Annotated in this window: 20 protein-coding genes; 5 read left to right on the top strand and 15 right to left on the bottom strand. The window is 67.7% G+C overall.

Annotated elements, in window-relative coordinates; all coding sequences use genetic code 11:
* Positions 1–11: 11 nt before the first annotated feature.
* Entirely contained in the window at positions 12–1,157 is a 1,146-nt protein-coding gene (locus ABE423_RS12740) for a glycosyltransferase family 4 protein (protein WP_032128255.1), read from the top strand.
* Positions 1,150–2,007, top strand: a complete 858-nt coding sequence (locus tag ABE423_RS12735; RefSeq protein WP_032128254.1) for a polysaccharide deacetylase family protein — start codon at positions 1,150–1,152, stop codon at positions 2,005–2,007. The genes ABE423_RS12740 and ABE423_RS12735 overlap by 8 nt, the downstream gene beginning before the upstream one ends.
* An 81-nt stretch (positions 2,008–2,088) precedes the next feature.
* Here the strand turns inward: ABE423_RS12735 and glmM are convergent, their stop codons facing one another.
* The 5 genes from glmM to trpB all read right to left on the bottom strand — a co-directional run bounded on the left by glmM (position 2,089) and on the right by trpB (position 7,246).
* Positions 2,089–3,450 (bottom strand): phosphoglucosamine mutase, encoded by a 1,362-nt coding sequence (glmM, locus tag ABE423_RS12730; RefSeq protein ID WP_032128253.1) that lies wholly within the window; start codon positions 3,448–3,450, stop codon positions 2,089–2,091.
* Positions 3,450–4,325 carry an acetyl-CoA carboxylase, carboxyltransferase subunit beta gene (gene accD / locus ABE423_RS12725; RefSeq protein WP_005410473.1) on the bottom strand — a complete coding sequence of 292 codons (876 nt, stop codon included), beginning with the start codon at positions 4,323–4,325 and terminating at the stop codon, positions 3,450–3,452. Before accD ends, glmM begins: the two co-directional genes overlap by 1 nt.
* A gap of 218 nt (positions 4,326–4,543) precedes the next feature.
* Positions 4,544–5,353 carry a tryptophan synthase subunit alpha gene (gene trpA / locus ABE423_RS12720; protein WP_346486256.1) on the bottom strand — a complete coding sequence of 270 codons (810 nt, stop codon included), beginning with the start codon at positions 5,351–5,353 and terminating at the stop codon, positions 4,544–4,546.
* Between the two features lies 1 nt (position 5,354).
* Entirely contained in the window at positions 5,355–6,032 is a 678-nt protein-coding gene (locus ABE423_RS12715; protein ID WP_180836628.1) for a hypothetical protein, read from the bottom strand.
* On the bottom strand, positions 6,029–7,246 hold the full coding sequence (gene trpB / locus ABE423_RS12710; protein ID WP_125895657.1) for a tryptophan synthase subunit beta: 1,218 nt from the start codon (positions 7,244–7,246) through the stop codon (positions 6,029–6,031). The genes ABE423_RS12715 and trpB overlap by 4 nt, the downstream gene beginning before the upstream one ends.
* A 97-nt stretch (positions 7,247–7,343) precedes the next feature.
* Between trpB and ABE423_RS12705 the strand changes: the two genes are divergently transcribed.
* On the top strand, positions 7,344–8,231 hold the full coding sequence (locus tag ABE423_RS12705; RefSeq protein ID WP_032128249.1) for a LysR family transcriptional regulator: 888 nt from the start codon (positions 7,344–7,346) through the stop codon (positions 8,229–8,231).
* 48 nt (positions 8,232–8,279) lie between these two features.
* Here the strand turns inward: ABE423_RS12705 and ABE423_RS12700 are convergent, their stop codons facing one another.
* The 10 genes from ABE423_RS12700 to prmB all read right to left on the bottom strand — a co-directional run bounded on the left by ABE423_RS12700 (position 8,280) and on the right by prmB (position 19,357).
* Positions 8,280–10,136 carry a peptidoglycan-binding protein gene (locus ABE423_RS12700; protein ID WP_125895656.1) on the bottom strand — a complete coding sequence of 619 codons (1,857 nt, stop codon included), beginning with the start codon at positions 10,134–10,136 and terminating at the stop codon, positions 8,280–8,282.
* Between the two features lie 48 nt (positions 10,137–10,184).
* Complete coding sequence (locus ABE423_RS12695) at positions 10,185–10,874, bottom strand: hypothetical protein (protein WP_125895655.1); 690 nt, start codon at positions 10,872–10,874, stop codon at positions 10,185–10,187.
* A 253-nt stretch (positions 10,875–11,127) separates the two neighbouring features.
* Complete coding sequence (locus ABE423_RS12690) at positions 11,128–11,784, bottom strand: phosphoribosylanthranilate isomerase (protein WP_019660598.1); 657 nt, start codon at positions 11,782–11,784, stop codon at positions 11,128–11,130.
* Positions 11,781–12,551 carry a tRNA pseudouridine(38-40) synthase TruA gene (gene truA / locus ABE423_RS12685; RefSeq protein WP_049398724.1) on the bottom strand — a complete coding sequence of 257 codons (771 nt, stop codon included), beginning with the start codon at positions 12,549–12,551 and terminating at the stop codon, positions 11,781–11,783. Before truA ends, ABE423_RS12690 begins: the two co-directional genes overlap by 4 nt.
* A gap of 32 nt (positions 12,552–12,583) precedes the next feature.
* Positions 12,584–12,946: a VOC family protein gene (locus ABE423_RS12680; RefSeq protein WP_125895654.1), complete on the bottom strand. Its 363-nt coding sequence runs from the start codon at positions 12,944–12,946 to the stop codon at positions 12,584–12,586.
* A gap of 26 nt (positions 12,947–12,972) precedes the next feature.
* Positions 12,973–15,027, bottom strand: coding sequence for a FimV/HubP family polar landmark protein (locus tag ABE423_RS12675; protein ID WP_346486252.1), 2,055 nt, complete (start codon positions 15,025–15,027; stop codon positions 12,973–12,975).
* Between the two features lie 148 nt (positions 15,028–15,175).
* Positions 15,176–16,204: an aspartate-semialdehyde dehydrogenase gene (locus ABE423_RS12670; protein WP_346486250.1), complete on the bottom strand. Its 1,029-nt coding sequence runs from the start codon at positions 16,202–16,204 to the stop codon at positions 15,176–15,178.
* Positions 16,205–16,297: 93 nt separating this feature from the next.
* On the bottom strand, positions 16,298–17,335 hold the full coding sequence (locus ABE423_RS12665; RefSeq protein WP_125895652.1) for a D-glycerate dehydrogenase: 1,038 nt from the start codon (positions 17,333–17,335) through the stop codon (positions 16,298–16,300).
* A complete protein-coding gene (gene aroC, locus ABE423_RS12660; RefSeq protein ID WP_346486248.1) occupies positions 17,328–18,431 on the bottom strand; it encodes a chorismate synthase in 1,104 nt (367 codons plus the stop codon). Before aroC ends, ABE423_RS12665 begins: the two co-directional genes overlap by 8 nt.
* On the bottom strand, positions 18,428–19,357 hold the full coding sequence (gene prmB, locus ABE423_RS12655) for a 50S ribosomal protein L3 N(5)-glutamine methyltransferase (RefSeq protein ID WP_032128243.1): 930 nt from the start codon (positions 19,355–19,357) through the stop codon (positions 18,428–18,430). Before prmB ends, aroC begins: the two co-directional genes overlap by 4 nt.
* 122 nt (positions 19,358–19,479) lie before the next feature.
* Between prmB and ABE423_RS12650 the strand changes: the two genes are divergently transcribed.
* Both ABE423_RS12650 and asd read left to right on the top strand, forming a co-directional pair.
* Entirely contained in the window at positions 19,480–20,130 is a 651-nt protein-coding gene (locus ABE423_RS12650) for an SCO family protein (RefSeq protein WP_006381470.1), read from the top strand.
* A complete protein-coding gene (gene asd / locus ABE423_RS12645) occupies positions 20,127–20,969 on the top strand; it encodes an archaetidylserine decarboxylase (protein ID WP_197615841.1) in 843 nt (280 codons plus the stop codon). Before ABE423_RS12650 ends, asd begins: the two co-directional genes overlap by 4 nt.
* The last annotated feature ends 103 nt before the right edge of the window (positions 20,970–21,072 follow it).

Below are 21,072 nucleotides of genomic sequence, written 5' to 3'. Positions count from 1 at the left end.
ACCGATCCTGCATGAACCGTCCGCTGCGCATCCTGCATACCGAAGCCGCCAAGGGAATGGGCGGGCAGGAGATCTACATCTTCCGGCACATGCAGGTGATGCGCGCGCGTGGCCATGAAGTGTCGTTGCTGTGCCAGCCCGATGCGCGCCTGGCCACACTGGCACGCGACGACGGTTTCACCGTGCATACGCTGCGCATGGGAGGCCTGGCACGCCTGCTGCGCGGCGTGTGGTCGGTATCGCGACTGGTGCGCCGCGAACGCTACGACGTGGTCAACACCACCAGCCGCCGCGATGCGCTGATCGCCGCCGCCGGTGCACGCCTGGGCGGCACGCCGCTGGTGGTGCGCTCACGCCACCTGATGAGCCCGGTCAATTCGCTGCTGACCTATACCGGGCTTCCGCACCGGGTGTTGACCGTCAGCAGCTTCGTCAAGCAGCTGCTGGCCGACCGTGGCATTCCGGCCGAGCGCATCGGCATCGTGCCGCCTATCGCGGTTCCGCCGCGCTGGAGCGAGATCCGCAAGGCCGATCCCTGGCAGTGCCTGCAGGACGCGCGCGCGCAGGTGCGTGCCGAGCTCGGTTTCGGCGAACAGGACATCGTGGTCGGCTGCGTGGCGGTACTGCGCGAGCCCAAGGGCCATGCCGACCTGCTGCAGGCGATGATCCCGCTGTGCAAGGCCAACCCGGACCTGCACCTGGTGATCGTCGGTGATGGCCAGGCCGTGACGGAACGACTGCAGGCGATGTGCGCCGAGCACGGCCTGCAGCGCCAGGTGCACCTGCTCGGCTACCGCGATGGAGCCTGCCGGCTGATGGCCGGCTTCGACATCTTCGCGCTGGCCTCGCACAAGGAAGCGGCCGGCACCGTGTTCCTGGAAGCGGCTTATGTGGGCGTACCGATCGTAGCCACGCGGGTGGGTGGCGTGCCGGAGATGGTGGTCGATGGCAGCAATGCGATCCTCACCCGTTTGGGAGACAATGCCGCCCTGACAGGTGCCTTGCGCCTGCTGGTGGACGACCCGGAACGGCGGCGGCAGATGGGCCGCGCTGGCTGGGACTGGATGCACGGCGCACACCGCTTCACGCCGGACGGCCACGGTGAAGCCACCGAACACTACTACCACCAGTGGCTGAAGGAGCTGGGACATGGCTGATGCGCGAACCGTTCCGGTGCTGATGCACCACCATGTCAGCCCTTCGCCGGGCATGATCACCGTGTCGCCGGAAAACTTCGAAAGCCAGATCGCGTGGCTGGCAGGCAATGGCTGGACCTCACTGACGCTGGACCAGTACGCCGGCTTCCTGGCCGGCAAGCCGGTGCCGCGCAAGTCGATCGTCATCACCTTCGACGATGGCTACCTGGACAACTGGGTGTATGCCCATCCGATCCTGCAGAAGTACGGCATGCATGCCGTGGTGTTCGTGGTCACCGGCTGGATGGGCGAAGGCCCGGAACGTCCGCATGCCGGCATTGCCGGAGCGACGCTGCCGTCGACGCCGGACCATCGCGGCTGCGAAGCGGCGATCTACGAGCAGGACCGCAGTGACGATGTGATGATGCGCTGGAGCGAAGCACGTGCAGCCATCGCCGCCGGCACCTTCGAAGTGCATTGCCACACCCATACCCACACCCGCTGGCTGCGCCGTGACGATCTGGACCGTGCGCAGCGCCGCGCGGGCCTGAGCCGGGATCTGGCGATCTCGCGCGAAGTCCTGCAGGACAAGCTTGGCGACGTGTCCGATACCTTGTGCTGGCCGTACGGTGATTTCGACCAGGATCACATCGAAGTGGCGCGCGAGCAGGGCTTCCGCTACCTGCACACTACCCACCCGTTCGGCCGCAACGTGATCGGTGGCGACCCGGAACGCATCTATCGTTTTGCGATCCGCAACCGCCCGGCCAACTGGCTGCGCAAGCGCATCCGCCTGAGTTACAACCCGCTGATCGCGCCGCTGTTCAATGGGTTCAAGGCACGCCAGAAGAAGATGGTGCCGGGGCCCTGAGCACGCCATCCTCCCGGGCCGCCGCAAAAGAAAACGCCCCGGAATTCCGGGGCGCTTTCTTTGTACGGATGTGCAGTCGCCTCAGCTGGCGGCTTCACGCACCGCAGCGGACAAGCGGTCCAGCGTCTGCTGCATCAGCGTAGCGTCATCGGCTTCCACGGTGACCCGAACCACCGGCTCGGTACCGGACGGCCGCAGGAACGCGCGGCCACGGCCGGCTACGGCCTGCTGCGCCACGGCCAGCGCGGACTGCACGCTTTCAGACTGCACCGTGGCCTTGGCCGAGACATTGCCCAGACGCACGTTGACGGTCTTCTGCGGCACCCGCACCAGGCCCTTCAGTGCCTGGCGCAGGGTCTGCCCACTGTTGCGCAGCGCGACCAGCACCTGCAGAGCGCTGACGATGCCATCACCGGTGGTGGCCCGGTCCAGGCACAGCAGATGGCCCGACGCTTCCCCACCGAGTACACCGCCGCCTTCGACCAATGCCTGGTGCACGTAGCGGTCACCAACGTTGCTGCGCACGAACGGGATCTGCAGATCGGCGAAAGCTTTCTCCACGCCGTAGTTGCTCATCAGCGTGCCGACCACCGGGCCGCGCAGGCGGCCTTCGTCCTTCCAGGCGCGGGCCAGGATGTACAGCAGGTCGTCACCGTCGACCGGGTTGCCCTGGTCGTCGGCCATCAGCACACGGTCGCCATCACCATCGAACGCGATGCCGAGATCGGCACGGGTCTCGCGGACTTTGGCCGCCAGGTTGTCGATATGGGTGGAACCCACACCGGCGTTGATGTTGACGCCGTTGGGCTCGGCACCGATGCCGATCACCTCGGCCCCCAGTTCGCGGAACAGCAGCGGTGCGATCTGGTAGGTGGCGCCGTGTGCGCAATCCAGCACCAGGCGCACGCCACGCAGGTCGAACGCGCGCGGCACGCTGGCCTTGCAGAACTCGATGTAGCGGCCGACCGCTTCACGCGCACGCGATGCCTTGCCCAGCTTCTCCGATTCGGCGGTGGTGAACGGAACGTCCAGCGCCGCTTCCAGGGCAAGTTCGGTGGCATCGTCGAGCTTCTCGCCCTGGGCCGAGAAGAACTTGATGCCGTTGTCGTAATGCGGGTTGTGCGAGGCGCTGATGACGATGCCGGCGTCCACGCCCAGCGTGCGGGTCAGGAACGCCACCGCCGGGGTCGGCATCGGCCCCAGCAGCTGTACGTCGGCGCCGGCGGCGACCAGGCCGGCTTCCAGTGCCGCTTCGAACATGTAACCGGAAATGCGGGTGTCCTTGCCGATCACCACGATCGGCCGGCGCCCGTCCTGGCCGCGCTGGGCGACCAGGACACGGCCCAGGGCATTGCCCAGGCGCAGCACGAAGTCGGCCGAGATCACGCCCTGGCCGACCCGCCCACGGATGCCATCAGTACCGAAGTACTTGCGGCCTCCCATCAAGCCACCTCCGGCGCCGGCTGACGGCCCAGCATTGCCAGCAGATCGGACAGGCGGTCGCGCATTTCGCGGCGGTCGCAGATCTGGTCGATGGCACCGTGCTCCAACAGGAACTCCGAGCGCTGGAAGCCTTCCGGCAGCTTCTCGCGCACAGTCTGCTCGATCACGCGCGGGCCGGCGAAGCCGATCAGCGCCTGCGGTTCGGCGATGTTGATGTCGCCCAGCATCGCGAACGAGGCCGACACACCACCGGTGGTCGGGTGGGTCAGCACCGAGATGTACGGCAGGCCCGCTTCACGCAGCTTGCCCAGCGCGGCCGAGGTCTTGGCCATCTGCATCAGCGAGAACAGGCCTTCCTGCATGCGCGCACCGCCACTCTGCGAGAAGCACACGTACGGGGCGCCGATCTCGACCGCGGTTTCGGCGGCCAGCGCGAAACGCTCACCCACCACCGAGCCCATCGAGCCACCCATGAAGGCGAAGTCGAAGGACGAGGCCACCAGTGCACGGCCCTTGAGCAGACCGCGCATGGCGATCAGCGCGTCATATTCGCCGGTGTTCTTCTGCGCGATCTTGATGCGCTCGCTGTACTTCTTCTGGTCCTTGAACTTGAGCAGGTCGGTCGGACCCAGGCGCGCACCGATCTCGGTGGTGCTGTCGGCGTCGAACAGGGCGGCCAGGCGCGCACGTGCGCGGATCGCCATGTGGTGGCCGCACTTCGGGCAGACCTCCAGGTTCTCTTCCAGTTCCGGACGGTACAACGCGCTGCCGCAGTTGCTGCACTTTTCCCACAGGCCCTCGGGGACACTGCGCTTCTTGCTGGGGGTGTTGTCGGTGCGGATGCCGGACGGCATCAACTTGCTGAGCCAACTCATGCGGGAGGACACTTCCGTTCAGGGCGGCCCAAGGGCCGCAAAGGCGGACAGTCTAGCTCCGCTTTCCCCGCCCGTGCACCCCCTTGCCAGCCACGGGGCCGCCGGAAAAAACCATGCTGGGACGTACGTTTAGGTGCGGGGAAGTGCCGGCCGCTGGCCGGCAACCCTTGTCGCACACGCGGCCCCGGCGTGGGGCGGCCAGCGGCCGGCACTACCTCTCAGGCGTCCAGCGCCTGCCGCAGCGGAGCCAGGAAGGTTCGAGCGCGCTGTGCGGCCTCTTCAGCCGAGCCCGCTTCGGCCAGCGCCGCCACCAGCGCGCTGCCGACCACCACGCCGTCGGCCTGGCGGGCCATCGCCGCAGCACTGTCGGCATCCTTGATGCCGAAGCCGGCCACCACCGGCACCGAAGCACGCGCGCGCAACGCCTGCAGGCGGGCACTGGCGGCATCGCTGTCCAGGCGCTCGGACGCGCCGGTGACACCGGCAAAGCTGACGTAGTAGAGGTAGCCACGGGCCAGCGCCAGCAGCTTGTCGGCGCGCGCTTCGCTGGTAGTCGGCGACGCCAGCAGGACCAGTGCCAGGCCCGCTGCATCGAAGGCCTGCTGCGCTTCGCCGGCTTCTTCCGGCGGCAGGTCGACCAGCAGAACGCCGTCCACACCGGCCTCCACGGCTGCCGTTGCGAAGGCCGCGTAGCCATGGATCTCCACCGGATTCAGGTAGCCCATCAGCACCACCGGCGTCTGAGCGTCACGCTCGCGGAACTGCGCAACGGCCTTCAGCACGTAGCGGCTGCCAGCACCACGCGCCAGCGCGCGCTCGGAGCTGCGCTGGATGGTCGGACCGTCGGCCATCGGGTCGGAGAACGGCACGCCCAGTTCGATCACATCGGCACCGGCATCGACCAGCGCGTGCATGACCGGCACGGTGGCCTCCAGCGAGGGATCACCGGCGGTGATGAAGGGAATCAGCGCCTTGCGCTGCTGCTCGCGCAGTCGCTGGAAACAGGCATCGAGTCGGGAAACAGGCATCTCAGGCACATCCTTCAATCAGTTCAATCGCATCGCTGGTCCCCCAGTACATCTGGATGACCCTCCCTTCAAACAGTTCCACGCGGATGCCAAGGGCCGAGCCCGGGTCCTGCCAGGTGAGGTACTCGCCCTGGTCACCGTCGTAGGCATGCGGGCTAGATACCGGCGGCTTCGGGAACTGGGCCATGGCCTGGGCGCGGGTCATGCCGACACGCAGGCCGAACGGCCCGGGCTGCTGGGTCGGCGCCCCGCTCTCCGGATCCAGGCCGAGATCGAAACGGACGACGCGATCTTCATCGGTCATCATCGACACGCCGGGCGGCAGCCCCTTGCCGTCGTAGTACTCGCAACTGCCGCCGATGGCTTCGACCGCCCCTTGCGCGGTCCACGGCCCGAGTGCCTTCAGATCGGTCATATGCTGGCCGATCAGCACCTCGCCGGCATGGTCCAGCGCCACCGAGGCCACCGCGGGCGCGTCATCGCTGTCCTTATCTTCCACAGACGGCGGATCGTCGATCGGCGTACGCGCCATCGGGTCAAGATCATCGTTGGCGGCCCGCTGCACAGGCTGCGTGGTGGCCTTGGCGGCCGGTGCCAGCAACGGCGGCTCCGGCGGCTGGCACGCGGCCAAGCCCAGCGCCAGCAGCAGCACGCCGCTGTTCCGCAGCCGCGCGCTCACAGCACCAGCCCTTCACGCGCGGCGATGGTGTGCACGTCCTTGTCGCCACGGCCGGACAGATTGCAGAGGACGATCTGGTCACGCGGACGACCGCGCGCCAGCTTGATCGCCTGTGCCAGCGCATGGCTGGATTCCAGCGCCGGCAGAATGCCTTCGGTGTGCGCCAGCAGGTGGAAGGCCTGCAGCGCTTCCTCGTCGGTGATGCCGAGGTAACGTGCGCGGCCGGTATCGGCCAGGAACGCGTGCTCCGGCCCGACACCCGGGTAGTCCAGGCCGGCTGATACCGAGTGGGTCTCGATGATCTGGCCGTCGTCGTCGCACAGCACATAGGTGCGGTTGCCGTGCAGCACGCCCGGCCGACCCGCCGCGATCGATGCAGCGTGGCGCCCGGTGCTGATGCCATCACCGGCAGCTTCGGCGCCGACGATCTCGACCTGGCGATCATTGAGGAAGGCATGGAACAGGCCGATGGCATTGCTGCCGCCGCCGACGCAAGCGGTGATCGCATCCGGCAGGCGGCCGTACTCGGCCAGCATCTGCTCGCGTGCTTCGCGGCCGACGATGGCGTTGAAATCGCGCACCATGCGCGGGTACGGATCCGGACCAGCCACGGTGCCGATGATGTAGAAGGTGTCCTGCACGTTGGTGACCCAGTCGCGCATCGCTTCATTGAGCGCGTCCTTCAGGGTGGCCGAGCCGGAGGTGACCGGCACCACCGTCGCACCGAGCAGCTTCATGCGGTAGACGTTGATCTTCTGCCGCTCGATGTCGGTGGCGCCCATGTACACCACGCATTCCAGGCCCAAGCGCGCGGCAACGGTGGCACTGGCCACGCCATGCTGCCCGGCACCGGTCTCGGCGATGATGCGCTTCTTGCCCATCCGCGCGGCCAGCAGCGCCTGGCCGATGGTGTTGTTGATCTTGTGCGCACCGGTGTGGTTCAGGTCCTCGCGCTTGAGCAGGATCTGCGCACCGCCGACATGATCGCTCAGGCGCTGGGCGTGGTAGATCGGGCTCGGCCGGCCCACGTAATGGGCCAGGTCGCGGTCATAGGCCAGCTGGAATTCGGGGTCCTGGCGGGCCTGGTCATAGGCCTGGGCCAGTTCCTGCAGCGGGCCGACCAGGGTTTCGGCGACGAAGCTGCCACCGTAGCGGCCGAAGTGGCCCTGGGCATCCGGGAAGGCGTGGTAGTCGGCAATGGGGGAGGCAGACATGGAAGCGACCGCTGGTTCGAGACAGGTGGATACTCTAGCGCACGGGTCGTGACCGGAAAATGGATATTATCTGGCGCATATCGTCAGGAAATCTCACATGAGTCGTTCCCTGCTGCCTCCCCTCAATGCGCTGCGTGCGTTCGAGGCCACCGCCCGTCTGGGCGGGGTTGGGCGCGCCGCGCAGGACCTGCATGTCACCCACGGCGCGGTCAGCCGGCAACTGAAGCTGCTGGAAGACCATCTCGGCCTGGCGCTGTTCCAGCGTGCCGGCCGCGGCCTGCGCCTCACCGCTGCGGGCACGCGACTGCAGGCCGCGTGCAGCGAGGCGTTCAGCGGCATCGAAGACTGCGTGCGCGAGCTGCGCCGGCCGACGGCGGCCCCAGCACTGGTGCTGGGCTGTAGCGGCAGCGTACTGGCGCGCTGGATGATCCCGCGCCTGCCCGTGCTGCAGGCCGCCCTGCCCGGCGTGCGCCTGCAGTGGTCGGCGCTGGATGGCAGTTTCACCGAAGCACAGGCGGCGCTGGATGCCGTGCTGCTGCTGGCGCAGGGGCCGTGGCCACGGGGCTGGCAGGTGCGTGAGCTGGCGCCGGAACGGGTCGGCGTGGTGGTGGCACCCTCGCATCCGGCCGCGCAGCGCCTGCGGCAGGTACCGCCCTCGGCGCTGCTGCAGGAAACGCTGCTGCACACCAGCTCACGGCCACAGGCGTGGCCGGCGTGGGCGCAGGCGCACGATCTGGACACCGCGAAGCTGCAGCTGGGCACCGCTTTCGAACATCTGTACTACCTGCTGGAAGCAGCCGTGGCCGGGCTGGGCCCGGCGATCGCACCGGAGCCACTGGTGGCCGAAGATCTGGCAGCAGGCCGGCTGGTCGCACCGTGGGGGTTTACCGCCACCGGCGGCTTCTGGGTGCTGGCGCGGCCGGATGGCCCGGCCGATGCACGGGTGGACGCCCTGGCCGACTGGGCAGCAGCGCAACTGCAATGAGACGAGGCCCCGGGCGGCGTTCACCGCCCGGAGCCGGCAACACAGGCCTCAGCGACCGCCCATCGCGACCCGCTGCTGCTCCTCATGCACCTGCTGCTGGTGCGAAGGATCTGCCAGCAGCTTGGCACTGGTCTGCTCCAGCGACGGCGGCGCCTGGGCCAGGTCGACCGCGGTGCGGAAGCCCGGCGTCGTGCCCATCACGAACGCCTTGCCATCCTGCACCGTGATGCTCTGCAGCTTGTCGGCCGCGTCGATTCCGTTCTGCTTTGCATGCAGGGTGATATTGGCGGCAGCCTCTTCGGAAAACACGCTGGGAAGCTTGCTGCGGACAGCGTTGTGCAGTGCGTGGTCCGGATGCGATGCATCGTTCAGCGACGGCCCCTTCGGTACAGCCGCTGCAGGTTCATGGCCCTGCGCACGGCCCGCCGCCAGCGCGGCAGCGGTCTGGCGACCGACAATTCCATCGGCCACCAGCCCCTGCTGTTTCTGCAGCGCGATCACCGCTTCGCGGGTGTGATCACCAAAACGACCATCCTCTGACAACCGATGGCCCTGCGCATCACGCACACCGAGCTGGTTGAGAGTCTGCTGCAACGCTTGCACGTCGGCGCCACGCTGCCCCTGCTTCATCACCTCGCTGGCCGCCGTGTGTGATGCAGCCGGCTGCACGGTGGCGGTTGGCCGGGACAGCGCAGGTTCGCCATTGCCGTGCAGCGGCGCGCGCACCTGGAATTCCGGCTTCGGTGTCAGCGCACCAACGATGCGGGTGCTTCCGCCATCCCAGTACCCGCCCGGCCGGATGGTGACTTCGGCCGGCCCGGTGCTTCCCTGTGAACCGATGAACTGGATGTTTCCCTGCGCGTCGTAGCCTTTGAAAATGCCGACATGCTGGCCCTGCGACGAGGAGAACATCAGGATGTCGCCCTGCTTCAGCGATCCGTTCGGTTTGCGTGCTTCGGCAGCCGAGGTCACATCGAAATGCTCGCGTGCGTAAGCCGTGGTGTTCGCACCATTGAACAGCGTCGACGTAGTGAACCCCGCAGCGTTCTCGCCACGCACGTCGTAACCCGCGTTCTTCAGGCCTCGCCATACGAACGCCGAGCAATCCACGCCGAAGCGTCCGTCACCATCGAGGTCACGCTCCAGCCGGCTGCTGTCGCGACCCGGGCGCGGATGGTCCGGGCGCCCGTATTCGTACTGGCGGCCTGAGGCCATGAAATGCTGATAGGCCTCGTTGTAGAGCGCGGCACTGCCGACTGCAGCCGCGGCCTGGCCCGCAGCGGGCGCCGCCGCCGAAGGCGTCTGTACCTGCGGTTGGGTCTGGGCCTGCACGGGCGCAGCCGCCGCTGTGCGCGTAGGAGGCTGCTGCGTGGCAACCTCACCCGGCTGCCAGCCCTCGAAACGGCGGATGCCGTCGGCCAGCACTTCACGCTCGCGCACGCTCATCTGGCCGACGGTCTTCGAGCGCAGGTCGACACCCTGGCGATCGCCTTCGGCATAGATGGTGGCCGCCTGCTCCTTGTGGTGGGTGGTGCCGCTGTAATCCTTGGTGGAGTAGCTCGGCAGCATTTCCTCCACGGTCTTGTCGCCGAACCGGCGTTCGAGCAGCTGGATCTTCGCCACCCGGCCGGCTTCATAGCTTTCGAAAACCGCGTTGCCCCATTGGTCGAGATCGACCACGCCCTTGTAGCGCCCCTGCGCCGATTCCAGCGCCTGCTCGCGGGTACGCGGATTGGTCACCGTCTTGTCCGCGCTGCCGGCGAATTCAAACTTGAGATTGCCAGGATTGTTGTTGCGCCACGAGACGCTGCCGCCTGATCGTTCGACGACACTGCCATCGTCCATTTCCAGCGTGCGCGTGGTACCTACGCTGCTGACCAGCCGGGTGATTTTTGGATCCGACATGAGCTGTTCCTTTGCCAGTGGTTGATTGGACCGCTCCCCTGGCGGTGATTACATTCCGTTGGAAAACACGTCGAGCACGTCCGCACTGACCCAGCCCTGTGCGCAGTTCCCGGCGTAACGTCCCGGCGCCGCCGCATGGCAGGCCTCGCCCCCCGTGGTCGCCAGGCCAGTGAGCGGCCTGTCGCCATAGGTGTCACACAACGTGTTGCCCTTGCACTTGCCGACCGTCGCAGCGGGAACCGCAACGACGTAATAGAACAGCGGGTTCTGTCCGGTGCGCCCGATGCCCTGCACGCAGACCAGCTGCCCCTTCGACAGCTTCGCGGTCACGCTGGCCTTGCTGCCGGTGGATGGCACCGCACTCAACGTCTCCACGCCCTTGGCATCGGCTACGCCCGCGAAGAAACCCTGGTCGCCACAGTCCGGCGACAGTTCGACATCGTAGAAATCACCGCTGTCCACATCGCCGGCCGTGCAGCCGCTGCCCGTACTGGCGTTGCTGCATTTCACGCCACTGGCCTGGATCAGCGCAGCCAGGCCGTCGGCTGCCGGTGCTGCCGCCGGAACCGTGGCCGGTGCTGTGGCAGGTGCATCTGCCGGTGCGGCAGCGGCCGGTGCCGATGCGGTCGGAGCGGATGAGTCACCGGCCGCACACGCGCCCAAGGCAAGCAGCAGGCTGGGCACGAGCGTCAGGCGGGCCAGGCGGATACGGCGGGAAGAGAGATGGGGCATATCCATTGCGTCCTCGTTCGAAAGGTAAGGCGTATCTCGAGGGTGCGGCCAGCGACACGCACACGGCATCGCACCCAGCCAAGACAGGCTGGGCGCATTGTGTCCGATCAGATGTTCGGGGGGTGTCGACTTTTTGGCGCTGGAACCTGAATTACCCGAAAGCGTGATACTCATCGCATTCAGGATTCGCCCGCCTTCACGGCACGGCGGAACGCACCGTCGACGATGACATTCCGGGTGACCCCTCAGGTGACGCGGATCACTCCAGAACGGTGCAATCCGCGCGACGCACTTCTTCGACGAAGGTGCGCATCTTGTAGCCGTCCTTGATGCCCGGCTCCAGCTCGATGCCGCTGGACACGTCCACGCCCCACGGCAGCGTCGCCAGCACAGCATCGTAGACGTTCTCAGGGTTCAGGCCACCGGCCAGCAGGAACGGCCGGTGCAACCCGGTCGGAACGCGGCCCCAGTCGAACGCCACGCCGGTGCCGCCACCGCCACCCGGGGCGTGGCTGTCGAACAGGAAGCCGGCAGCGCTGGGGTAGCGCAGCTGCAGGGTGCGGGCGTTGACCTCTTCACGGCCGCCCATGGCGATCGCCTTCAGGTACGGCATGTTGAAGCTGCGGCAGAAGCTTTCGTCTTCCTCACCATGGAACTGCAGCAGGGTCGGACGTACCGTACGCAGCACCTCGCGCACTTCCTCCTTGCTGTTGTTGCGGAACAGCGCCACCACGTCGACCATCGGCGCGATCGCCTGGCGCATCGCGCGGGCCTCGGCCGGTGCAACCCGGCGGCTGCTCTCGCGGGCAAAGATGAAACCCACTGCGTCCACGCCCAGCTCACCGGCCAGGCGGACGTCGCCGGCACGGGTCATTCCACAGAACTTGATGCGCGTACGGTAGTAGGAACGGCTCATAGCGTGACCTCGGCGGGCAGATGCCAGTTGTCGGGGTACAGGGGCCCAAGGAACACCAGGCCCTGCGGCGGTGCGGTGGGACCAGCTACGGTGCGGTCGCGCCCGGCCAGCAGTTCGGCGATCCATTCCACCGGTTTTTCGCCGCTGCCCACCAGGATCAACGATCCGACGATATTGCGGACCATGTGATGAAGAAATGCATTGCCACGTACTGCGACTTCGATCACTTCGCCATGACGGCTGACCTGCAGCGACTGCAGTTCACGCCGCGCATGCAGCGCCTGGCACTGCACCGAACGGAACGCGCTGAAGTCATTCTCACCAAGCAATGCCTGGCCGGCGGCGTGCATCAGGGTCTCGTCCAGCGCACGGCGCTCCCAGCTCAGGGTCTGCCGGTCCAGCGCCGGCCGTACCTCGCGGTTGAGCAGCCGATAGCGATAGCGGCGCGCACGCGCGGAGAAGCGGGCGTGGAAATCATCGGCCACCGGCACGCACCAGCGCACGGCGATCGAGCGCGGCAGGCGGGTGGTGGTGCCGAGCATCCAGGCGCGCGGATCGCGCACCACGTCGGTATCGAAATGCACGACCTGGCACTGGCCATGCACGCCGGCATCGGTGCGGCCGGCGCAGACCACCTGCAGCGGCGCATCAGCCACCGATGACAGGGCCTGCTCGAGGCTGGCCTGCACGCTGGGACCACCCTCGCCCAGGTTCTGCCAGCCCCTGAAATCGCTGCCGTCGTACTCGACGCCAAGCGCATAACGCATGTGCTACCTCGATGTTGCGGATGGGGCGGCGCTCAGGCCGGATCGCGTTCGGACCAGACCGCCAGTTCGTTGCCACCGGGCTCGACGAACTGGAAGCGGCTGCCACCGGGGAAGGAAAACACCGCGCGCACGATCTCGCCGCCGGCTTCGCGCACGGCGGCCTCGACCGGTGCCAGTGCGTCGGCATACAGCACCAGCAGCGGTGCACCGCTGTCGCTGGCCCGCTGCGGCTGGCCACGGAAGAAGCCGCCCTGCAGGCGGCCATCGTCGAACGCCGTGTAGTCGCTGCCGTAGTCGACGAACGACCAGCCGAACACCTTCTCGAAGAAGGCACGGCTGGCAGCCGGGTCGCTGGACGCGAATTCAACGTAGTCGATGCGGCGTTCGCGGCTCATGGCAAGGTCCTTGTCGGCAGATTCGGTCACGGCAGGCGGGCCAGCAGTTCGCGGGCCTGGGCCTGGCTGTGCAGGTCACCGCCTTCGGCGACTTCCAGCAACAGGGTGCGCGCCGTCTGCGCGTCGCCCAGATCGAGGTAGGCAATGGCCAGTTCCAGGCGCTCCTGGCCGGCACGTGGCGACCAGCCGGCGTCGTCGGCAGGCACGGCCGCGCTCGACGCGATGTCGTCGGAATGAGAGGCCTCGATGCTGCCATGGTCGATGCCGTCGACGGCTTCGGGATGAGCGGCATCCGCCGGCGCCTCGTTGTCATGCGCGTCGGCCGGCAGATCGAACACGCCGCGGAACTGCGGCTGCTGTTCGGCATGCAGTGCGTAGTCCGGCACCGCCACTTCGGCCGGCGCCTGCGGTACAACGCGTTCGTCCTGCAGCGGCGCGGCGACGACAACCTCGTCGGCGGTGGTTGCGGAATCGTCCCAGCGCGGCAGATCGGTCACCGCTTCGGGCAAGGCCACCGCGTCCTCGTCGCGCAGCGTGTCGGCCTGCCAGTCGGCCCGTACCGCGTGCTCGGCGACGGGTTCGGCGACCACTACGTCGTGCACTTCGGTTTCGGTCGCCCAGTCGGGCATCGCCGGTTCCTGGCGGCCGTTGCCGGCAACAGCCGATGACCACGAGGACTGCTCGGCCAGCGTATCCAGCGCCGCACCCGCCGGCACCGCTGCGGCCAGGCCGGCGGCATCGTCTTCCTCACGCAGCGGCGGCAGCGGCGACGGCTTGCGACGACGCAGCAGCCAGGCGGCGCCCGCCGCCAGCAGCAGCACCGGCAGCCCCAGCCAGTACCACGGCGTTGCCGCATCGCGGGCATCCGGTGCCTGCGTCAGGCGCTGCTGCGCGGCGGCCAGGTCGTTGTCCTTCATCGCGATCAGCGACTGCTGCTGTTCCTTGAGCTTTTCAAGGTCGGCCACGCGCTGCTTCAGCTCGCCGATCTCGGCATCGCGGGTGGCGATGTCCTCACGCGCCTGGCGCAGTTGTTCGTTGCCCAGCATGTCACCCTCGCTGCCGGCAGCGGTGCCGGTGGTTGTGCCCGCGTGCGCGGCGTCGGACGCCAGCGCCGGAGCGATCTCAAGTCGTGCCCCATTGGCCGCAGCCGGGGAAGAAGCGTTCGTGGCTGCCGCCCTGGCAACCGGTGCGGCCATGCCCACCGGTTGCGGCACGGTACGTGCCTGCCGCCATTGCGCGGCATGCTCGCGCACGAGCGTCGCCGCTTCGGCAGCGTCGACCGCAGCAAGCGCATCACTGCCGGGCATGCGCAGCACCGCACCCTGCTTGAGCAGGTTGACGTTGCCGCGGATGAAGGCTTCGGGATTGGCACGCAGCAGGGCGATCATCGCGCGGTCGCGACTGACCTGGTTGCCACGTGCCACCGCACTGGCGATCTGCGACAGGGTCTGCCCGCGCTGCACGGTGATGCTGCCATCGGCCGCCGGTGCAGCAACTGGCGCGGAGGCCGCACGCGGGCGTGCCGGTGCTGGCGCCACCGCTGGTGGCGGCGTCGTGGGCGTCTCTGCTGCTGGCACCGAAGCCGGTGCAGGTTCGCGCACGATGGTATTGGAGAGCGTACCGGCCGGCGCGACGATTTCCGGCTCGGCCACGGCCAACGCACTGGGTGGCGCATCGACCAGTGCCGAGTACTCACGCACCAGGCGGCCCTGGCCCCAGTCGGCTTCGATCAGGAAGCTGAGCGACGGCGTCTCCACCGGCGCCTGCGAGGTGACGCGCACCACCGCCCTGCCCTGCGTGTCGCGGGTCAGTTCGAACTGCAGTTCACTGACCAGTCCGGTTGGCCGCTGCAGGCCGACACGTTCGAAGGTGACCGGTGAGGCCAGCGCCACGCGCAGGTTTTCCAGTTCGGACGGGTCCGCCGAGACCACCGGGATTTCGGCCAGCAGGGGCTGGCCCGGCTTGGACAGGACCCGGATGTCGCCCAACCCCAGGGCAAGCGCCGAACTGCTGGCCAGGGCGAGCAGTGCGGCGGACAGATAGGTGAGCGGGCGCTTTGCGCCCTTGGCCCGTTTATTCATGGGCAACACTATAAAGCGTGCGGACCGGGGTCCGCACCCACCGATGGGAGACCTTCGGTAGTGCCGGCCGCTGGCCGGCATACACGCACGCCCCCATCACGGCAATGCCGGCCAGCGGCCGGCACTACCGATGAGGCAACCGCTGTGATCAGCGCTGCTCGGCGGCGACCAGCTCGGCCAGCTGCACGGCATTCAACGCCGCGCCCTTGCGCACGTTGTCCGACACGATCCACAGGTTCAGGCCGCGCGGGTGCGACAGGTCCTCGCGGATGCGGCCGACGTACACCGCGTCGGCGCCCGACGCATGCGTGACCGGGGTCGGGTAGCCGCCAGCCTCGTGGCGATCCACCACTTCGATGCCCGGCGACTGCTCCAGCAGCGCGCGTGCTTCGGCCACGGTGACCTTGTCGCGGGTCTCGATCGCGACCGACTCGGAGTGGCCGTAGAACACCGGCACACGCACTGCAGTCGGGTTCACCAGGATGCTGTCGTCACCGAGGATCTTGCGGGTCTCCCAGATCAGCTTCATCTCTTCCTTGGTGAAGCCATTGTCCTGGAAGTCGTCGATGTGCGGGATCAGGTTGAAGGCGATCTGCACCGGGAAGCGCTGCGGATCGATTTCCTGGAAACTCAGCAGCTGGCCGGTCTGCTTGCCCAGCTCCTCGGTTGCCGAACGGCCACCGCCGGACACCGACTGGTAAGTGGAGACGTTGATGCGCTCGATGCCGTACTTGCGATGCAGCGGCGCCAGCGCCACCAGCATCTGCATGGTCGAGCAGTTCGGGTTGGCGATGATGCCGCGCGGACGGTTGGCGACCTGCTCCGGGTTGACCTCGGACACCACCAGCGGCACGTCATCGTCGTAACGGAAGGCCGAGGAGTTGTCGATCACCACCGCACCCGCTGCGGCGAACTTCGGTGCATATTCCTTCGACACGCTGCCGCCGGCCGAGAACAGGGCGATCTCGACGCCGCTCGGATCGAAGGTGGCCAGGTCCTGGACCTTGACCTTCTGGCCGTTGAACTCGATCTCGCCGCCGGCCGAACGCTCGGAGGCGAGGACGCTCAGGGTACCGACCGGGAAATCACGTTCGGCCAGGATCGACAACATGGTCTCGCCGACCGCACCGGTGGCACCGACGACGGCGACGTGGAAACTGCGCTGTGCATTGCTCATGGGGGAAACTCTCACGAAAACGGGGATGGGGAAAAAAACACGCACGACAGCTGGGTTCGGGGAACCTCCTCAAGCGGGGCGCGCGGAGGTTCCCTATCGTTTCCCGGTTTTTTTGCCCAGAGTCACGCGCGCGGCCATCGCCGCGTCAGCGTTGATCGCGCTCGGCATGCGCGATGGGCCGCCGTCCAGGCCGAGCCCGGCAACCAGATTATCCACGGCCAGCTGTACCATCGCCGTGCGCGTGGCCAGCGAGGCGCTGCCGATGTGCGGAGTGAGCACGACGTTGCGCAGCGCCAGCAGTTCGGGGCGTACCTTTGGCTCGCCTTCGTACACATCCAGACCCGCTGCAGCAAGGCGGCCGTTGGCCAGCGCATCGGCCAGCGCGATCTCATCGACCAGGCCACCGCGGGCGATGTTCACCAGCGTCGCCGACGGCTTCATCTTCGCCAGCGCGGCGGCATCGATCAGGTGGTGCGAGGCCGGGGTATACGGCAGCACCAGCAGCAGGTGATCGGACTGCGCCAGCAGCGTGTCCAGGTCAACGTAACGGGCCGCCACCTCCGCTTCGGTCGCGGCCGGAAGCTGCGAACGGTTGTGGTAAAGCACCTTCATGCCGAAACCATGCGCGCCGCGACGGGCGATGCCCTGGCCGATGCGGCCCATGCCGAGGATACCCAGCGTGCTGCCGTGGATGTCGGCACCGAGCATGGTCTGGAACGACCACTGCTGCCACTGGCCTTCGCGCAGCCAGCGCTCGGATTCAGTGATGCGGCGCGCGGTGGCCATCAACAGAGCGAAACCGAGATCGGCGGTGGTTTCAGTCAGGACGTCCGGGGTATTGCTGGCGAGGATGCCGGCCGCGCTGAGCGCGTCGACGTCCAGGTTGTTGTAGCCCACCCCGACATTGGCGATCACCTGCAGCTGCGCGGCGCCGGACACCTGGGCCGCACCGATGCGCTCGTTGAGGGTGATGATGGCGCCGTCGGCGCTGGCCAGCTGTTCGGCGATCTGGTCGGGCGACCACGCGGTGACGGTGTCGGTGCTGCGCAGCTGCACTCGATCGCGCAGCGGCGCGATGGCCGCGTCGATCAGCGGCTGGCTCACCCACACGGTCGGCCGCGTGTCAGCCATCGATCTGCCCGGGAATACGCGGGGTGATCGTGCCAACATCGCCGCACTGCGCGCGATGACGCAGCGCCTGGTCCATCAGCACCATCGCCACCATCGCCTCGGCGATCGGGGTGGCGCGGATACCGACGCAGGGATCGTGGCGACCGGTGGTGACGACCTCCACCACGTTGCCGGCCGTGTCCAGCGACGGGCCGGGCAGGCGCAGGCTGGAAGTCGGCTTGAGCACGATCGAGGCGACCACCGGCTGGCCGGTGGAAATGCCACCGAGGATGCCGCCGGCATGGTTGCTGGCGAAGCCCTGCGGGGTCAGCAGGTCGCGGTGTTCGGTGCCCTTCTGTGCGGCGCTGGCGAAACCGTCGCCGATCTCAACGCCCTTCACCGCGTTGATGCTCATCAGCGCGGCAGCCAGTTCGCCATCGAGCTTGCCGTAGATCGGCTCGCCCCAGCCTGGCGGCACGTTGTCGGCCACCACGTCCACGCGCGCACCGACCGAATCACCGGACTTGCGCAGCGCATCCATGTACGCCTCCAGTTCCGGCACCTGTGCGGCGTGCGGCCAGAAGAGGGGATTGTCTTCCACCGCCGACCAGTCGAAACCGGCCGGCGTGATGTCGCCGAGCTGCGACAGGTAGCCGCGCACGGTCACGCCGAAGCGCTCGGCCAGCCATTTCTTGGCGACTACGCCGGCGGCCACGCGCATGGTGGTCTCGCGCGCGGAAGAACGGCCGCCACCGCGCGGGTCGCGGATGCCGTACTTGTGCCAGTAGCTGTAGTCGGCATGGCCCGGCCGGAACTGCTGGCCGATGTTGGCGTAGTCCTTGCTGCGCTGGTCGGTGTTGCGGATCAGCAGGGCGATCGGCGTGCCGGTGGTCAGGCCCTCGTACACGCCGGACAGGATCTCGACCTCGTCCGCCTCGCGGCGCGCTGAGGTGTGCCGGCTCTTGCCGGTAGCGCGACGCTGCAGGTCGTGGGCGAATTCGGCCGCGTCCAGCGCCAGCCCCGGAGGGCAGCCATCGATCACGCAGCCGATGGCCGGCCCGTGCGACTCGCCGAACGTGGTGACGGTGAACAGCTTGCCGAACGAATTGGAGCTCACGGGCGCTGCGCCGCCAGCTCGGTGATGCGCGCGCTGTGGGCGATCAGCTCGCGGCATTCGACCGCGAAGATGCCCATCTGGCCGACCTTGAATTCGATCCAGGCGAAGTCGACTTCCGGCAGCAGCTTGATCAGGTGCTGCTCGGACTCGCCCACTTCACAGATCAGCAGGCCGTCCTCGCTCAGGTGCAGCGGGGCATCGCGCAGGATCTTCAGCACCAGGTCCAGGCCGTCGTCACCGGCACGCAGGCCCATCTCCGGCTCGTAGGAGTATTCCTGCGGCAGGGCATCGGTCTCGTCGTTGGTGACGTACGGGGGGTTGGTGACGATCAGGTCGTAGTGGCGACCGGTCAGGCCGTTGAACAGGTCCGACTTGAGCAGGGTCACGTTGTGCGCCTGCAGGCGTTCCTTGTTTTCCTCGGCCAGCGACAGCGCGTCGTCGCTCAGGTCGACACCGTCCACTTCCCAGTTCGGGTAATAGTGGCCCATGGCGATGGCGATGCAGCCCGAACCGGTGCACAGGTCCAGCGCACGGCTGACATCGCGGCCGGCCAACCACGGCTCGAAGCCGCACTCGATCAGTTCAGCGATCGGCGAGCGCGGCACCAGGGCGCGCTTGTCGCTCTTGAAGCTCAGACCGGCGAACCAGGCCTCACCGGTCAGGTAGGCGGCCGGGATGCGTTCGTCGATGCGACGCTGGAACAGTTCCAGCACACGCACCTTCTCTTCCTGCAGCAGACGCGCCTGGCCGTAGGCCGGGCCCAGATCGTGCGGCAGGTGCAGGCTGTGCAGCACCAGCTGGGTGGCCTCATCCAGCGCGTTGTCGTAGCTGTGCCCGAAGGTCAGCCCGGCTTCGTTGAAACGGCTGGTGCCGTAGCGGATCAGATCGATGATCGTGTGGAGTTCGGCGGCCGTTTCAGCGGTCATGGCGGTACTGCGGGCAAAGTGGCCCTCGATTATAGGGGCTGGCGCCCGCGGCGGCATCCGTTGCGGCAGAAACGATCGAGCCGCAGCCGGTATGATGGAGCCCACTTCGCGCGGGGGCTCCCATGTTCAATCGCAACGCCGGCATCATCCTGCTGATCGCCCTGGCGGCGGGTCTCGGCCTGCTGGCCGCCCAGCAGGTGTTCGCGCCGAAGCCGCCGGCCAATGCCCCGGCCACCGAAGCGATCACGCTGTACCCGCAGCCGCGCGAACTGCCCGACTTCAATCTGGCCCAGTCCGACGGCACCCGCCTGATCCCGGGCGAACTGAAGGGTCACTGGACCCTGGTGTTCTTGGGCTTCACCTTCTGCCCGGACGTCTGCCCGACCACCCTGGCCGAGCTGGCCGGCGCGCAGAACCAGTGGGAGGCCCTGCCCGACAGCCTGCGCCCGCGCGTGCTGTTCATCTCGGTCGACCCGGACCGTGACAGCGCCACCCGCCTCGGCGAGTACGTGCACGGCTTCCACAAGGACACTCTGGCCGCCACCGCCGATGTGCCCTCGCTGGAGCGCTTCGCCACCTCGCTGGGCTTCGTGTTCCAGAAGGTGCCGGGCAAGCACTTCGACGAGAACCCCGAGGATTACACCGTCGAGCACTCGGCCAGCCTGGCCGTGCTCGACCCGCAGGGCCGCCTTGCCGGCCTGGTGCGGCCCCCGTTCAACGCGCCGGCCATTGCCCGCGACCTGCAGAAGCTGACCGAGAAAACCGCCCCATGAGCCTCACCACCGCCCTGACGTACGCCCTGCCCCACCGCCTGCTGTCCTCGATGGCGCGTTCGCTGGCGTACTCGGACGATCCGCGCGTGTCGCGCTGGCTGATCGACACGGTCACCCGCAAGTTCAACGTCAATCTGGACGAAGCGGCCAACCCGGACCCGCGCAGCTATGCCACCTTCAACCAGTTCTTCACCCGTGCGCTGAAGCCGGGCGCGCGCGTGGCCGATGCCGATCCGCGCAGCCTGGTGATGCCGGCCGATGGCCGCATCAGCCAGCTCGGCAGGATCGAAGCCGGCCGCATCTTCCAGGCCAAGGGCCAGTCGTTCACCGCCGCCGAACTACTGGGCAGTGACGAGGATGCCAAGCCGTACAACGACGGCCTGTACGCCACCGTGTACCTGTCGCCGCGCGACTACCATCGCGTGCACATGCCGTGGACCGGCACCCTGCGCGAAACCGTGCACGTGCCGGGCCGCCTGTTCAGCGTCGGCCCGGCCGCCGTCAACGGCGTGCCGCGCCTGTTCGCGCGCAACGAACGCCTGGTCTGCCATTTCGACACCAGCTTCGGCCCGATGGTCAGCGTGATGGTCGGTGCGCTGCTGGTGTCCGGCGTGGAAACCGTGTGGAGCGGCGAAGAAATTCCGGCCTACGGTGACCGCATCACCCGCAAGGACTACCGCGGCCGGGGCATCCAGCTGGAGCGTTTCGCCGAGATGGCGCGCTTCAACTACGGCTCGACCGTGATCGTGCTGCTGCCGCCGGGCGTAGCCGAGTTCGCCCCGCAGCTGGGCGCCGAAAGCCCGGTGCAGCTGGGCCAGGCGCTGGCGAAGCTGCGCTGACAAAAAGGGGACGGAGGGGATTAAGTCGTTTATGCATAAACGACTTTATGCCCTCCGGCCCCATTTTCCACAACGGAATGCCGGCCAGCGGCCGGCACTACCG

This window comes from Stenotrophomonas sp. TWI1409 (genome assembly GCF_039673015.1).
In the GTDB taxonomy this organism is placed as follows: domain Bacteria; phylum Pseudomonadota; class Gammaproteobacteria; order Xanthomonadales; family Xanthomonadaceae; genus Stenotrophomonas; species Stenotrophomonas maltophilia_A.
This window is presented reverse-complemented; position numbering and strand designations above follow the sequence as displayed.

What these genes read in the sequence shown, in the direction of transcription:
- trpA (WP_346486256.1), bottom strand. Translation starts at nt 5,353, where the DNA reads ATGCCTGTTTCCCGACTCGATGCCTGTTTCCAGCGACTGCGCGAGCAG.
- ABE423_RS12675 (WP_346486252.1), bottom strand. Translation starts at nt 15,027, where the DNA reads ATGAATAAACGGGCCAAGGGCGCAAAGCGCCCGCTCACCTATCTGTCC.
- ABE423_RS12700 (WP_125895656.1), bottom strand. Translation starts at nt 10,136, where the DNA reads ATGTCGGATCCAAAAATCACCCGGCTGGTCAGCAGCGTAGGTACCACG.
- ABE423_RS12735 (WP_032128254.1), top strand. Translation starts at nt 1,150, where the DNA reads ATGGCTGATGCGCGAACCGTTCCGGTGCTGATGCACCACCATGTCAGC.
- ABE423_RS12670 (WP_346486250.1), bottom strand. Translation starts at nt 16,204, where the DNA reads ATGAGCAATGCACAGCGCAGTTTCCACGTCGCCGTCGTCGGTGCCACC.
- ABE423_RS12695 (WP_125895655.1), bottom strand. Translation starts at nt 10,874, where the DNA reads ATGGATATGCCCCATCTCTCTTCCCGCCGTATCCGCCTGGCCCGCCTG.
- ABE423_RS12705 (WP_032128249.1), top strand. Translation starts at nt 7,344, where the DNA reads ATGAGTCGTTCCCTGCTGCCTCCCCTCAATGCGCTGCGTGCGTTCGAG.
- ABE423_RS12665 (WP_125895652.1), bottom strand. Translation starts at nt 17,335, where the DNA reads ATGGCTGACACGCGGCCGACCGTGTGGGTGAGCCAGCCGCTGATCGAC.
- ABE423_RS12650 (WP_006381470.1), top strand. Translation starts at nt 19,480, where the DNA reads ATGTTCAATCGCAACGCCGGCATCATCCTGCTGATCGCCCTGGCGGCG.
- asd (WP_197615841.1), top strand. Translation starts at nt 20,127, where the DNA reads ATGAGCCTCACCACCGCCCTGACGTACGCCCTGCCCCACCGCCTGCTG.
- accD (WP_005410473.1), bottom strand. Translation starts at nt 4,325, where the DNA reads ATGAGTTGGCTCAGCAAGTTGATGCCGTCCGGCATCCGCACCGACAAC.
- prmB (WP_032128243.1), bottom strand. Translation starts at nt 19,357, where the DNA reads ATGACCGCTGAAACGGCCGCCGAACTCCACACGATCATCGATCTGATC.
- ABE423_RS12680 (WP_125895654.1), bottom strand. Translation starts at nt 12,946, where the DNA reads ATGAGCCGCGAACGCCGCATCGACTACGTTGAATTCGCGTCCAGCGAC.
- glmM (WP_032128253.1), bottom strand. Translation starts at nt 3,450, where the DNA reads ATGGGAGGCCGCAAGTACTTCGGTACTGATGGCATCCGTGGGCGGGTC.
- trpB (WP_125895657.1), bottom strand. Translation starts at nt 7,246, where the DNA reads ATGTCTGCCTCCCCCATTGCCGACTACCACGCCTTCCCGGATGCCCAG.
- ABE423_RS12690 (WP_019660598.1), bottom strand. Translation starts at nt 11,784, where the DNA reads ATGAGCCGTTCCTACTACCGTACGCGCATCAAGTTCTGTGGAATGACC.
- ABE423_RS12740 (WP_032128255.1), top strand. Translation starts at nt 12, where the DNA reads ATGAACCGTCCGCTGCGCATCCTGCATACCGAAGCCGCCAAGGGAATG.
- truA (WP_049398724.1), bottom strand. Translation starts at nt 12,551, where the DNA reads ATGCGTTATGCGCTTGGCGTCGAGTACGACGGCAGCGATTTCAGGGGC.